This window comes from Enterococcus sp. DIV2419 (assembly GCF_051711865.1).
Lineage (GTDB): Bacteria > Bacillota > Bacilli > Lactobacillales > Enterococcaceae > Enterococcus > Enterococcus faecalis.
Genome location: NZ_JBIONS010000001.1, coordinates 128,071 through 141,912, shown reverse-complemented (window position 1 = coordinate 141,912; position 13,842 = coordinate 128,071). Strand labels below are relative to the sequence as shown.

Sequence of the window (13,842 nt, the reverse complement as noted above, 5' to 3'; positions counted from 1 at the left end):
TACTTATCGAATCTTTTACATTTTAACAAAAAAAAGACAAAAGAAATAGACTAAAAAGATTAAAAAACAAAAGAAAATGGAGGCTATTTTTTTCATGGAAGAATCCCGTGTCCGTCAATTACCAAAAATCGAGCTGCACTGTCACTTAGATGGGTCGATTCGACCAACCACTTTACGCACCATTGCTGAAAAACAAAACATTCCATTACCCCAAGACGAACAAGCCTTGAAAGAGTTAGTGGTTGCCCCTGAAAAATGCACCGATTTGAATGATTATTTAACTCGGTTTGACTTCGTGCTCACCTGTCTACAAACGGCCGAAGCTTTGCAAGCAGCGGCGTATGACGTGATTAGCCAAGCTGCCGAAGATGGCGTGGCTTACATAGAGGTGCGTTTTGCGCCTTCGCAACATACAGAAAAAGGCTTACGGTTACCTGAAATCGTGACCGCTGTTTTAACTGGCTTAAAACAAGGCGAAGAAGATTTTGGTGTAAAAAGCAATGCACTGTTATGCGGCATGCGGCATGACCAACAACAAGCCATAGAAAAAATCGTTCACTTAGCGCATGATTTCAGAGAGACAGGCGTTGTCGGCTTTGATTTAGCTGGCAATGAAGTCGATTTCCCTCCATACACATTTGAAGACGTATTAGCTTTAGCCAACCAATTGTCAATTCCATTAACACTCCACGCTGGGGAATGCGGCTGTGGCAAAAATATCGCTGATGCTGTCACTTTAGGTGCTACTCGGATTGGTCACGGTATTGCTTTGAAAGATACACCCGAATATTTGGCGCTCTTAAAAGAAAAAAAGGTTCTTTTAGAAATGTGTCCAACTAGCAACTTCCAAACAGGAACCGTCAAAACATTGGCTGAATACCCTTTTCAACAATTTATAGAGGCTGGCTTAGCCGTCTGCATCAATACCGATAATCGAACTGTTTCAGATACTACGTTAACGAAAGAATTCATGAAATTGGCCACTTGGTATCAATTAAGTTATGACGAAATGAAGCAACTCACTAAAAATGCGCTTGCAGGTGCTTTTTTATCGCCAGACGAAAAAAAACTGTTGAACCAAAAAATTGATCAAGCGTATCTATTCTAAAAAAGAACCTCCACTAAAGTGGCGGTTCTTTTTTACTCTGCTTCTTTAACACTTCGTAAAATATAATAGCCTTTGTCTTTTGTCACAATTTCAACATTGCCAAATACTTCAGCCATTTTCTTCTCTGCACTAGGTGCACCTTGTTTCTTTTGAATAACCACCGTTAGTGTGCCACCAACTTTCAACAACGGAAAAGCACCTGTTAAAATGCCATGGACAACTTTTTTGCCTGCACGAATGGGCGGATTGCTAACAATCGCCGCGTAGGTCGTTTCGTTTAAGGTTTCATACACATTGGAAGAATGGATATCCACAGTAGTAATTTGGTTGCGTTGGGCGTTCATTTGAGCTAGCCCAACCGCCCGTTGGTTGACATCCACCATTTCCACCAGTCGACCAGTCGCCGCTGCTAAGGACAACCCAATTGGTCCATAGCCACAACCAACATCTAACAAACGGCCTGCTGGTAAATTTTCCCATTCAAAGGCATCAATCAACACACGAGAACCATAATCCACTGTTCCTCTTGAGAAGACCCCGCTATCGGTCGTAAACTGAAAGGTCCGACCACGTAATGGAAAAGACCAGCTTTCTAAATCATGTGCTAATTCTGGATTTTCTGTATAATAATGATTCGCCATTTTGTTCTTCCTATCTATGCTTGTTTTGGTTTTAGTCTACCTTTTATTTCTCGAACAATCAAGGCACCTAATAATTCATAGCCCACTTGTGAAAAATGCAAACCATCCGCTTGTAAAAATTCATCCGTTCCAGGATAAACAGTCATCGCTTTATACAAATCAATAACTGGCAAGTTATGTGCCGCTCCGACTTCTTGTGCAACCTTGACCAATTCCTTGATACGCGTTTGTGGCCGTTCTGGACGTCTGCCACTATCCGCATATGGTGGCGTAATTAAAATCACCTTTTCTGAACCAATTTCGTGAATCATTGTTTCAAGATTTTCTCTAAACGTGGCTACTGTTATATTTCGATCCAGTGATGCATCATTGGCGCCAAAGAAAATCACCACTTCATCAGGTTTCTCAATTAGTACTTCTTTATTTAATCGTTTTAAACCATCCTCTGTTGTATCGCCAGGCATTCCAGCATTAATAACAGCCACTTCTTCTAGACCCATCGCAGCAATATCCCGTTTCACTAAGTCAACAAGAACAGGTGAGACGGCTTCGTCTAAATAACCAGCAGTAATGCTATCACCAAATAATACAATTTTTCTCATGGCTTTTCCCCTCTTTTCTAACAGTTTTCTCTTTTCATGATACCATTTTCATCATAAATTGGCGAAGAAGGGAATTCTTTTGTAAAATCCTGTGTTTCCCTTGTGAAATTATGGTAAAATGTACAAAGATTGAACAGGGTTTGGTGGAGGAACAATGGACGATAAAATGAATTACTACCCAATTTCCAGAGAAGAATGGCATGGGTTTTATCATGACGGCAAAGCACCGTTAACCGAAGCAGAATTGGATAACATTAAAAGTGTGAACGACCAAATTTCACTAAAAGATGTACAAGAAATTTATGTACCCTTAACGCATCTTATTCATTTATACATGAAAGAATTTGAATCGCTAACACTTAGCAAAGGATTATTCCTACATGAATATGTCTCTGTACCACCATTCATCATTGGAATTGCCGGCAGTGTCGCCGTTGGTAAAAGCACCACCGCTCGTCTTTTGCAAAGAATTCTGGCCCGAACGTTTAAACGAAGAAACGTTCAACTCATTACAACGGATGGATTTTTGTATCCCAATAAAGTGTTAGAAGAACAAGGAATTATGGACCGAAAAGGGTTTCCTGAAAGTTATGACATGGAGAAGCTAATTAATTTCTTAAACGAAGTCAAAAGCGGCAAAGACGAAATTAAAGCACCCGTCTATTCTCACAGTGTCTACGATGTTATCGAAGGCGAATATGAGTTGATTCAACAACCAGATATTCTGATTGTTGAAGGCATTAACACATTACAGTTACCCGCCAATCAACAAATTTATGTGAGTGATTTTTTTGATTTTTCTATTTTTGTGGATGCCGATCCAGCCTTAATTGAAAAATGGTACCTAGAACGTTTTGGGGCCTTATTAGATACGGCTTTCTTAGATCCTAATAATTATTATTACCAATATGCAATTGGCAAACGAGAAGATGCTTTCGCCATGGCACGGAATGTTTGGAAAACCGTGAACTTACCGAACTTGGAGGAATATATCTTGCCAACGCGCGGACGTGCGGACATTATTTTGCATAAAACGGAAAATCATTTGATTGACCAAATCTATCTACGTAAATATTAAGGGTTGACGAGCTAAGAAATATCCTGTATCTTTTGTAGAAATATCCTTGAAAATTTTCAGCAGAATGCATGACTTTCAAGGAGTAAAATGTTTTAATAAGTATAGCTAGACAAAGAAGAGTACGGAACAAAAGTGAACCACTTTTTAACCGCCTTTTCTTTAGATAAATTTAAATGGATAAGGGGTAATAGACGTGACTAACGTTGCCGATTTGACATCTGTCGAAAAAATTATTGTTTTAGACTTTGGTAGTCAGTTTAACCAATTGATTACTCGTCGTATTCGTGAATTTGGCGTATTCTCTGAGTTATTAAGCCACCGAACTACGGCAGAAGAAATTCGCAAAATCGCGCCTAAAGGAATCATCTTCTCAGGTGGACCAAACAGCGTGTATGACAAAGATGCTTTTAGCATTGATCCAGAAATTTATGAGTTAGGAATTCCCATTCTTGGCATCTGCTACGGTATGCAATTAATGACTCATAACTTAGGCGGAAAAGTAGAACCTGCCGCAAACCGTGAATACGGAAAAGCAGAATTAGAAATCCTTGGTGATGCGACATTATTCCAAGGAACACCTGCGAAACAAACCGTTTGGATGAGCCACGGTGATTTAGTAACAGAAATCGCTCCTGGATTCGAAAAAGTTGGGACAAGCAATGATTGTCCAATCGCTTCTATCGAAGATGCCAACCGCAAATTCTACGGCGTACAATTTCACCCAGAAGTTCGGCATTCAGAATATGGTAACGACTTATTACGTCACTTTGCTTTTGATGTGTGTGGCTGTACTGGTGACTGGAGCATGGAAAACTTCATCGATATGGAAGTCGCTAAAATCCGTGAACAAGTAGGCGATAAAAAAGTCTTACTTGGTTTATCAGGTGGCGTTGACTCAAGTGTTGTCGGCGTGCTTTTACAAAAAGCCATTGGCGACCAATTAACTTGTATCTTCGTTGACCATGGATTATTACGTAAAGGTGAAGCAGAACAAGTAATGGAAAGTTTAGGCGGTAAATTTGGCTTAAACATTATTAAAGTAGATGCGAAAGAACGCTTCTTAAGCAAATTAGCAGGAGTTTCTGACCCTGAACAAAAACGTAAAATCATCGGTAACGAATTTGTGTATGTTTTTGATGACGAAGCAACTAAACTTGCTGGGGAAGAAGGCGTTTCATTCCTAGCACAAGGAACTCTTTACACAGACGTCATCGAATCTGGTACAGAAACTGCGCAAACAATTAAATCACATCACAACGTTGGTGGTCTTCCTGAAGACATGCAATTTGAATTAATTGAACCTTTAAATACATTATTCAAAGACGAAGTTCGTGCCTTAGGAACTGAACTTGGCATGCCTGATGCAATCGTTTGGCGCCAACCATTCCCAGGACCAGGATTAGGTATTCGTGTGCTTGGTGAAATTACAGAAGATAAATTACAAATCGTCCGTGATTCAGATGCTATCCTACGTGAAGAAATCGCAGCAGCTGGCTTAGATCGTGACATTTGGCAGTACTTTACTGTCTTACCTGGCATCCGCTCAGTAGGTGTTATGGGCGATGGCCGTACCTACGATTACACAGTCGGTATCCGTGCTGTGACTTCTATCGACGGCATGACCGCTGACTTTGCCCGTATCCCTTGGGATGTTTTACAAAAAATCTCTGTGCGCATCGTGAACGAAGTTGCACATGTAAACCGTATCGTGTACGATATTACTTCAAAACCACCTGCAACTGTGGAGTGGGAATAAAAAATAAACCCGCTAGAAAACCTATTTTATAGGTTTTCTAGCGGGTTTATTTTTTATTGGTCACACTTTCCTCCCACCATTCTCCATTTTTCCTTTGCTCCACCGCCCTCAAAGTCCTATAATTTAATCATAAGAATAGTGACTATTAATAAAATTCATCAATTAAAAGGAAGCGATTTCAACATGTCAAAAGAAACTTTTCTTAAGTATGGTTTTGTTGTCCTCTTCATAGGAATTTTTTTACTTCGTGCCCAAAAAGTTATTTCTGAGCCCCTTTCGTACCTTTTTTCGGGTATTCTTTTGCTTATTGTTGCGTATTTAATACTCGTGAAAAAAATGAACTTTTTCTCAAGTTTGCTCACTGTTACCGATCAACCTTCTTCTACCCAACAACGATTAGGTCAACTTTCTGGTCTTGTCAGTTTATTGATTGGTTTACTTCTGGTAATTTTTTCAGTCATTTTATAGACACTTTTTCACTATTGTTCTTATAAAAACAAGACGTTCTTGTTTGGCCTTTGACGTTGTCGTATACTATAAATAATAAATAAGCTATGAAGGAGTAAATTAATGAAAAAAAGTGTTATAACTAGTTCTATGTTAGCGGTTTTGTTGTCGGGATTTCTCGTTACCCCTATTTCTGCTTACGCTTTGGAACGCTCTAAGGGAACTACTGAAGAAACGGTGGCTTCAGAAACATCTCTAACGGAGCAACAAATGAGTAGCGGTGTCACTGAAGAAATGAACCCAAGCATCATAAACTCTCAAGAGGAAACAGAAACAACTTCCACTTCCTCAACCTCCGATTCTACCACTAAAGTTTCTACATCAGAAGTAACAACTGTTAATGATACAGAAAATAGTAGCGACGATACTGAAACTACTTTGGAAACATCACAAAGTAATGAGGACACACCTGTAGCACCGGCAAAAGCAGAAGAAAAAGTTCCTGATATTAATTATCAGACACATATCCAAGACATCGGATGGCAAGGGGTTGTCAAAAACGGGGAAATATCTGGGACTAGCAGACGCTCTTTACGTCTTGAAGGAATTAAAATGAATATTTCAAATTCAGATTTGGCTGGATCTGTAGAATATAGAACACATGTCCAAGAAATTGGGTGGCAAGGATATGTGAAAGATAATCAATTGTCTGGTACAAGCGGAAAGTCTTTGCGGCTCGAAGCGATTCAAATTCGCTTAACTGGAGAAATAGCTAACGCATATGATGTTTATTATCGTGTGCATATAGAAGATAAAGGTTGGTTGAATTGGGCAAAAAACAGTGAGTCCGCAGGTAGTCAAAGCGCCGCTAAAAGATTAGAAGCCATTCAAATTAAATTAGTGAAGAAGGGCGAAGCGGCACCTGAAGGAAATGGAAAAGCCTTTTTAATTGGAAATGAAGCAAAACGTCCAGATGAAATCAAACCAAATGTCAATTATCAAACACACGTGCAAGAAATCGGATGGCAAGGGTTTGTTAGAAATGGTGAAAGCGCTGGTACTAGTGGAAAAAAACTACGATTAGAAGCGATTAAAATCAATCTTAGTGATGCTGCTTTAGCCGGAAATATAGAATATTCGACACATGTTCAAAGTATTGGTTGGCAAGAGAAGAAAAAAAATGGTGAGTTATCTGGTACTAGTGGGAAAAAATTACGTTTGGAAGCGATTAAAATAAACCTATCTGGAGATGTTTCCAGATATTATGATGTCTATTACCGTGTTCATATCCAAGATAAAGGTTGGTTGAATTGGGCAGCTAATGGCGCACCATCTGGGAGTCAATCTGCATCTAAACGGTTGGAAGCTATTCAAATCAAAATAGTTAGAAAAGGTGAAACTGCTCCTAAAGGATCTGGAAAAGCCTTTTTAGTTGGCGATGAAGCTCGCACACCAGCAGAGATAGCAAACAGATTACGTGCAGAAAGATTAAAGAAAAAACCTTATTATTATTCTCAACGTGACCCACAATGGATTAATACTTATATCGGAAACTATACCATTGGCGCAGCAGGATGTGTTCCAACAAGTTTATCTATGATTTTAAGAGGCTCTTACGGTTATAATGTAAATCCTGTCAGTGTTGCAACAAGAATGGCATCTTATGGCGGGTTAAATCAAAGATACTTTGGCGCTTCTGCAACTGATTTAGTGATAACAGCTCAATCATATGGCCGTTCGATCAAAGTTATTAATGATGTAGCTACATTAAACGCCTATCTTTCTGAAGGATATCCCGTTATTTTATATCAAAATGTTGGGATTGGACATGCTATTGTCGTTCATGAGTACAAAAATGGTTACACTTTAACCTATGATCCATACGGTCGCCAGTTTTACTCAGGTTGGGTGTCAACGCAAGCACTTTGGAATACCCCGTCAAATGATCCAATTGATTGGACAGAAGGCCGACCATGTTTCGTTATTTTATAGGAGGATATAATGAAAAAAAAACTTATTGTACTATCGTTAGCCTTACTTTTAACGGCATGTAGTAATAATACTGGGGGAAAAAATAGCGACGCTTCATCTACTGAAGTATCAACTAAACAGCAAACTACCCAGTCTTCTAAAAAAGATAGTAGTAATCCGGACACAACACCAACTTCTACATCATCTATAACAATTGAAACAACCGAGAATTTAAAGAATAGAGAATTGAATCCAACAGATGATGTTTCAAAAACTAGACGACAATTGTATGAACAAGGAATTAACAGTTCAACAATTACGGATAAAGAACTAAAGGAATATATATCAGAGGCTAAAGAACAAAAGAAAGATGTCATTGATTATATTAAGCAAAAAATAAATCAATAAAGTTATCTCATATTGATTCCCCCTTGACTCTCCCTTCACTCTTGGCTATGATTACCTTAGCAAGTACAATGGTGTACTGTGAACAGTCGAGCAACGGCGCTCAAAAAGATTGGCTTTCGTGCATTCTTTTTGAGCGCTTTTTATTTTTAGAAAGTAGGGAAATTGAATGGAAAAAATGTACCGCAGTCCGTATGAAGCGTACCCGTATCTATCTTCTAAACCAGAAGATTTACGATGTGATTTTGAATTAATGACTGATGAATTAGCCTCGATGACAGGTCTTCTACGAGGATATGTGCAACAATTAGACGTCCCTGAACAGCCTGCACTAACAGAAGAACTAGCTAAAATTTGCGAGTTAATCTACCATGTCAATCCAACGACCCGAACAAAATTAACAGTCACAGAGGAAGAAATAGCCTGGCTTTTGGAACGTGTCAATGCTATGAATGAACTGACATACGAAGAAAATCGTCCTTTTGTTTTACCGATGGGCACAATCTGTTCCTCTTATGCACACATTTTAAGAGCCAAAGCCAAAGATATTGTTCGTTTACTTTATCGCATGGACTATGGTGGTAAAAAAATTGATCCGCAGCTGTATGATGTAGTCAACTTACTCTCAGGTTACTTTTTCATGTTAGCTTTGTATCTAAATCAGCTCGAAAATGGTGAAGAAGTTCCCTTTGTTTCTCGCAACTATTCTATTTAAAAAGTACACCGACCGCTAACAACGAATTGCTAGCGGACGGTGTACTTTTATACAGGCAAGTACGCTTCCCCTTTTGCAAATAGTTTAGCAGTGCCACCAATAATGACTCGATCTTCTTTCACTTCACAAGTTAAAAAGCCGCCTCTTGGGGACACTTGATAGGCCGAAAGGGTCATTTGATTGAGCCGTTTTCCCCAATAAGGAATTAAATTGGCGTGCGCAGAACCACAAACTGGATCTTCGTTAATTCTTAGTTTCGGGAAAAAAGTCCGTGAAACAAAATCCACCGAGTCTCCTGGTGCCGTTACAATGACTCCTACTCCTAAATCCAATGCTTTTAATGCAGAAAAATCTGGTGTGATTTTTGCCACTGTCTCTTCGTCTTTTAAGACAAAAAATAAATCGCGACCCAAATAAGCTTCATAAATTTTCGTGCCTAAAGCGGCTTCATACTCTGGCAAAATTGGAATCCTTTCCGGTAGGATATAAGGAAAATCTAGATAATAGTATTCCTCTTTTTTGGTCACTGCGAGCGGTCCACTTTGACTAGTAAAATGGAGTGTTTCTTCCGCAACGGAATAATAGTTAAATAACACAAAAGCCGTCGCTAATGTAGCATGCCCGCAGAGATCGATTTCTCGTTCCGGCGTAAACCAGCGCAGGGCGTAACTTTGTCCCTCTTTGACTGTAAAAGCAGTCTCTGACAAATTATTTTCAATCGCAATGTTTTGCATCACCGCTTCTGGCAACCATTTTTCCAAAACATAAACAGCGGCGGGATTGCCTTTAAAAACTTCCTCCGCGAAAGCATCGACAATATAATAGGGATAACTCATTTTAATTCTCTCCTTGTATTTTTTGATAAATGTATTCCGCGCAACACAAATCCTCAACTGCTAAGCCAACCGCATCAAAAATCGTGCGGCCTTTCTGCTCCGCCTTTAGTTTAACTTTGCCAGTCACTAATTCGCCGAGAGAACCTACAATTTTTTCAGCTGAAAAGGCACCTTCTGAAATCGGAATTAAAAGATCCCCGCTTTCTTTTAATGCAGCCGCATACTCATCTACAAACACTTGACTGTTTTTAACAAGGTCGGTTGTTAATTCTCTGGAAGTCGGCGTGAATGTACCAATTGCATTGATATGGGCATTCGGCAAAACGTCTTTTTCTTCTAAAAATGCGTCCTGACTGGAAGTTAGTGTACAGATAATTTCCGCTTCCTGGACGGCTTCTTGGACAGAAGAACAACCAATAAAGGTACATTCGGGGTAATTGTGCTGTTGCTTAGCGATTAATTTTCGTGCGCGTTCTGCTGTGCGGTCATATATAAAAACCTTTTCAATCGCCCGAACGCTTTGTAGCGCTGCGAGATGAGATGAAGCTTGTTGACCTGCACCAATCAAAGCGATACTTTTTGCCTCTGGAGCTGCTAAATAATCGGTTGCCAAAGCAGAAACAGCTGCTGTGCGAAGCCACGTAATCGCATTGGCGTCCATCATCGCAACTGGTCTTCCAGTAGAACTATCAAACAATAAAATTTGACCAAGATGTGAGGCCAAATTTTTTTGTGGATTTTCTGGAAAAGCTGTAATGATTTTTGCCCCAAAAAAGCGATTTTTTCCTAAGTAAGCAGGCATTAATGCAAAAAGATTCTGATTTCCCCCATCTGGTAAAACCTCTACATGGCGCTCACTTTGCGAAATTTTTCCTTTTTGCAACTCTGCAAAGCAACGTTTCATCACTTGAATTGCTTCGGAAAGCGACAATTGTTGAATGACCCTCTCATAAGAAATAATGTCCATCTGAATTCCTCCCTTTGCGCTATCATAAACCAGACAAACAATACACTCAATGCTATAATTGTATGGAATACAATTTTATAGAAAGGAAGTTCCCCTCATGCCGATTAATTCCTATGAGAACTATGCGTTGTCATGGCGCCCTGTTAAAGAACGTTTAACAAGACCTTATTACCAATCATTGGTTCAACAATTAGAAGCGGATATCTTATCTGGTGCACTTCAAAAAAATGTGAAATTGCCTTCGCAAAGAGAATTAGCTGATTACTTGGATCTGAATTTCACGACGATTGGTCAAGCCTATAAACACGCTATGGAAAAAGGCTTACTTTATACCAACATCGGTAGCGGCACTTTCGTTTCTCCCAACGCGTTTCACTCAATTACAATCTCTACCAACCAAGTAGCGGACCATCTAATTGATTTAGGGCTGGTTAGTTCCTTTGATATGTGTAATCAGCGGATTTTACCTTTTATTGAATCAGTTAGTAAAAATGCGGCCCTTAACAGTTTGCTAAATTATCGCGATCCTTTAGGTACGCACTTTCAACGAGCAACCGCTGCCGAATGGCTTCAGACACAAGGCGTTCGGACCAATGCCGAAGAAGTTGCCATTGTATCTGGTGTCCAGAATGGGCTGGCCGTGACGTTAGCCGCCGCTTTTTCTCCAGGTCAGCGGATTGCCGTAGATCGATACACGTATTCAAATTTTATTGAACTCGCCCAGCTTTATCATTTAGAAATCGTCCCGATTGGCTATGATTCCGAGGGGATGGACCCAGAGCATTTACTGCAAGAATGCAAAAAGAAAAAAATACACGGTATTTTCTTAATGCCCGCATGTAATAACCCGATTGGTTTCCAAATGTCTAGCGCCCGCCGAATGACTTTAGCTGAAATCATTCAGCAAGAACACTTATGGGTAATTGAAGATGACATTCATTCTTTTTTAACAACTTATGCACAGCAAGCAGTTTTACCAACGTTTCAAGAACTCTTACCTCAACAAACGATTTACTTAGCGGGGATGACAAAATTTGTCTGTACAGGCTTACGCATTGCATACCTTGTTTTCCCTCCGCTTCTTCGCCAAGAAATAGAGCGTGCGATTTTTAATATTAACGTTAAAACTTCTGGCTTTGATGCTGAAATTGTCACCCAAGTCTTACGCTCACCAGTTGCAAAAGAATTAGTGATAGAAAAATTGGCTTTAACAAAACAAGCCAATGACTTATTTGATACCATTTTTGGGTTAGCTAGACCTAGCAATCCCTTGCCGTACTACCGAACTATTCCCCTTTCTACCGAAAAAACGGCGCCGCAAATTGAACAAGAATTTCTCCAAAATGGGGTACGTCTTTTTCACTCGAGCCGCTTTACTGTGCAAAATCAGCCAGATGCTTTTTTACGAATTTCCTTAGCCTCCAATCAGCTTGAGGTATTGGCGAAAGGATTAACCATTATCCAAGAACTCTTACCGACATTAAACGAAAAGAAAGGACATTCCCTATGAATTCATTGCCAATACTTGAAAAAGCAGTGGGCACGATTACCCTGCTTTCCGAAGAAAAACAAAATGCCGAATATGAAGGCTTTTTATGCCAAGTTAACGAATCGCAACAACTTATCCGCAGTCGCTTAGCCAAAAAAACGCCGAAAAAAGAAGGCTATTTTGCAGCCTTCTGGGAAAAAAATCAACAAAATCAGAACGAAGCCTTTGATGCAACGGAAGCCCCTGAAATGTTAGCAATTGTCATTGCTGATCAAGAAAAGCAAGGTCTCTTTCTTCTGCCAAAAGAATGTTTAATCCAACAAAAAATTCTCAAAACGCATCAACAAAAAGGCAAAATGGCGGCCCGTTTTTATCCTTCTTGGTGCCAAAATCTTAATCAAACCGCCAAAAAAACACAAAAATGGCAACTAGCTTACTTTACTGATTTATCTAAATACTAAAAACGTCAGCTGGCTTCAGAAGCCAGCTGACGTTTGTTTCTTCTACTGTTTAACCAATTGGTGGCGTACCTTCTGCGTTCCCAGCAATCGCTTCGATTTGAATCTGGGCACCTTTTGGTAAATCCGTCACACCAATCACTCTTCTGGCAGGCGTGCCTTCAGGGAAGTACGTTTGGTAGACGTCATCTACTGCCGCCAGCTCTTCAATCTCTTTCACAAAAATGTTCACTTTCACCAGATCAGCTAAGCTGTGATCCACACTTTCAATAATCGCTTTAATATTTTCTAAACATTGCGTCGTTTGTTCCTTGATTCCGCCAGCGACTAACGCATTTGTTTTAGGGTCCAATGGTAGCTGAGCTGATAGATGGTTGTAATGAGAAAAAGCAACAGTTTGTGTCGAAAATGGACACTTCGGTGCGTGCTCTGTATTATTTGCTTCAATAATTAATCCATGTCGATCTTCAATCGCTTGTGGTGGCGTACCATCCCCATGAGAAACCACCGCTTCTACTTGCACCGCCGCGCCCATTGGTAAATCAGCAACAGCAATCACTGTTCGTGCTGGCATATAATTGACCGTGCGCGCAATTCCTGAATCTGGGAAAAAAGCGGCATGTACTTGATTGACAGCTTCCAGCTTAGATAAATCTTTTAAATAAATGTTGATCTTCACAATATCATCAAAAGGCACATCAATACTGGTTAAAATGGCTTTTATGTTTTTCAAACATTGCTTTGTTTGCGTTTTAACACAGCCAGCCACAACTCTGCCCGTTTGAGGATCTATAGGCAATTGTGCAGACAGATTGTTATAGTGAGAAAACGCGACCGTTTGACTGGCTAGAGCATCAATTGGTGCCTGAACAGTCTGATTTGTTAATTTAATTAAATCCCCAGCTTGAGGTGCATTAGGGATAGTTCCTTCCCCATTTGAAACAAGTGCCTCCATTTGAACAGAAGCGCCTAACGGCAAATCTGCGACGGCAACCACTGTTTTAGCTGGATAATAATGGGTAAAAAAGGCCGCATAGACCTCCTCAACTGCGGCAGCATCCCGCATATCTTTGACAAAAATGGTCATTCTGACAATGTCACTCATCACATGGTTGATACTTTCAACAACCGCTTGGATATTTTTCAAACATTGTGTCGCTTGGGCCCGAATGCCACCTTCTACCAATTGTCCAGAGGTTGGCTCAATAGGTAATTGTGCCGACAAATGATTATAGTGGGAAAATGCGACTGTTTGGGCTGCGAGAGGATGCTTTGGTGCACGCTCTGTATTTCTTGCTAAGACGATATTTTCATTACTCATAACTCTACTCCCTTTTTTAGCATTCCAACAAAAATGATTCCGCTTACA

Annotated in this window: 14 protein-coding genes; 9 read left to right on the top strand and 5 right to left on the bottom strand. The window is 40.0% G+C overall.

Translation table 11 applies throughout. From position 1 onward, the window contains the following. Positions 1-76 precede the first annotated feature (76 nt). Positions 77-1,108, top strand: coding sequence for an adenosine deaminase (gene add / locus IGI97_RS00615; RefSeq protein WP_438737789.1), 1,032 nt, complete (start codon positions 77-79; stop codon positions 1,106-1,108). A 32-nt stretch (positions 1,109-1,140) separates the two neighbouring features. Here the strand turns inward: add and IGI97_RS00610 are convergent, their stop codons facing one another. Both IGI97_RS00610 and IGI97_RS00605 read right to left on the bottom strand, forming a co-directional pair. Further along, positions 1,141-1,749, bottom strand: a complete 609-nt coding sequence (locus tag IGI97_RS00610) for a class I SAM-dependent methyltransferase (RefSeq protein ID WP_002356162.1) — start codon at positions 1,747-1,749, stop codon at positions 1,141-1,143. Positions 1,750-1,763: 14 nt separating this feature from the next. Then, on the bottom strand, positions 1,764-2,351 hold the full coding sequence (locus IGI97_RS00605; protein WP_002356161.1) for an SGNH/GDSL hydrolase family protein: 588 nt from the start codon (positions 2,349-2,351) through the stop codon (positions 1,764-1,766). 154 nt (positions 2,352-2,505) lie between these two features. Between IGI97_RS00605 and coaA the strand changes: the two genes are divergently transcribed. The 6 genes from coaA to IGI97_RS00575 all read left to right on the top strand — a co-directional run bounded on the left by coaA (position 2,506) and on the right by IGI97_RS00575 (position 8,723). Next, a complete protein-coding gene (gene coaA / locus IGI97_RS00600) occupies positions 2,506-3,429 on the top strand; it encodes a type I pantothenate kinase (RefSeq protein WP_002356160.1) in 924 nt (307 codons plus the stop codon). A 193-nt stretch (positions 3,430-3,622) separates the two neighbouring features. Then, on the top strand, positions 3,623-5,185 hold the full coding sequence (gene guaA / locus IGI97_RS00595; RefSeq protein ID WP_002356158.1) for a glutamine-hydrolyzing GMP synthase: 1,563 nt from the start codon (positions 3,623-3,625) through the stop codon (positions 5,183-5,185). 138 nt (positions 5,186-5,323) lie between these two features. After that, the gene (locus IGI97_RS00590) at positions 5,324-5,653 is read left to right on the top strand and encodes a hypothetical protein (protein WP_438737787.1); all 330 of its coding nucleotides are present in this window, start codon (positions 5,324-5,326) and stop codon (positions 5,651-5,653) included. A gap of 102 nt (positions 5,654-5,755) precedes the next feature. Then, a complete protein-coding gene (locus IGI97_RS00585; protein ID WP_438737785.1) occupies positions 5,756-7,624 on the top strand; it encodes a C39 family peptidase in 1,869 nt (622 codons plus the stop codon). Between the two features lie 9 nt (positions 7,625-7,633). Next, positions 7,634-8,011, top strand: a complete 378-nt coding sequence (locus IGI97_RS00580; RefSeq protein ID WP_002368580.1) for a hypothetical protein — start codon at positions 7,634-7,636, stop codon at positions 8,009-8,011. Between the two features lie 166 nt (positions 8,012-8,177). Beyond that, positions 8,178-8,723 carry an ATP:cob(I)alamin adenosyltransferase gene (locus tag IGI97_RS00575; RefSeq protein ID WP_002385445.1) on the top strand — a complete coding sequence of 182 codons (546 nt, stop codon included), beginning with the start codon at positions 8,178-8,180 and terminating at the stop codon, positions 8,721-8,723. Positions 8,724-8,770: 47 nt separating this feature from the next. Here IGI97_RS00575 and IGI97_RS00570 read toward each other — a convergent pair whose 3' ends face one another. Both IGI97_RS00570 and IGI97_RS00565 read right to left on the bottom strand, forming a co-directional pair. Next, positions 8,771-9,559: a PhzF family phenazine biosynthesis protein gene (locus IGI97_RS00570; RefSeq protein WP_438737783.1), complete on the bottom strand. Its 789-nt coding sequence runs from the start codon at positions 9,557-9,559 to the stop codon at positions 8,771-8,773. A 1-nt stretch (position 9,560) separates the two neighbouring features. Next, positions 9,561-10,526, bottom strand: a complete 966-nt coding sequence (locus IGI97_RS00565; RefSeq protein ID WP_113848633.1) for an ornithine cyclodeaminase family protein — start codon at positions 10,524-10,526, stop codon at positions 9,561-9,563. Positions 10,527-10,623: 97 nt separating this feature from the next. Between IGI97_RS00565 and IGI97_RS00560 the strand changes: the two genes are divergently transcribed. Further along, the gene (locus IGI97_RS00560) at positions 10,624-12,036 is read left to right on the top strand and encodes a PLP-dependent aminotransferase family protein (protein ID WP_002359266.1); all 1,413 of its coding nucleotides are present in this window, start codon (positions 10,624-10,626) and stop codon (positions 12,034-12,036) included. Next, a complete protein-coding gene (locus IGI97_RS00555; RefSeq protein ID WP_163402476.1) occupies positions 12,033-12,476 on the top strand; it encodes a MepB family protein in 444 nt (147 codons plus the stop codon). Before IGI97_RS00560 ends, IGI97_RS00555 begins: the two co-directional genes overlap by 4 nt. A gap of 49 nt (positions 12,477-12,525) precedes the next feature. Here IGI97_RS00555 and IGI97_RS00550 read toward each other — a convergent pair whose 3' ends face one another. After that, entirely contained in the window at positions 12,526-13,794 is a 1,269-nt protein-coding gene (locus tag IGI97_RS00550) for a RidA family protein (protein WP_002356139.1), read from the bottom strand. Positions 13,795-13,842 lie beyond the last annotated feature (48 nt).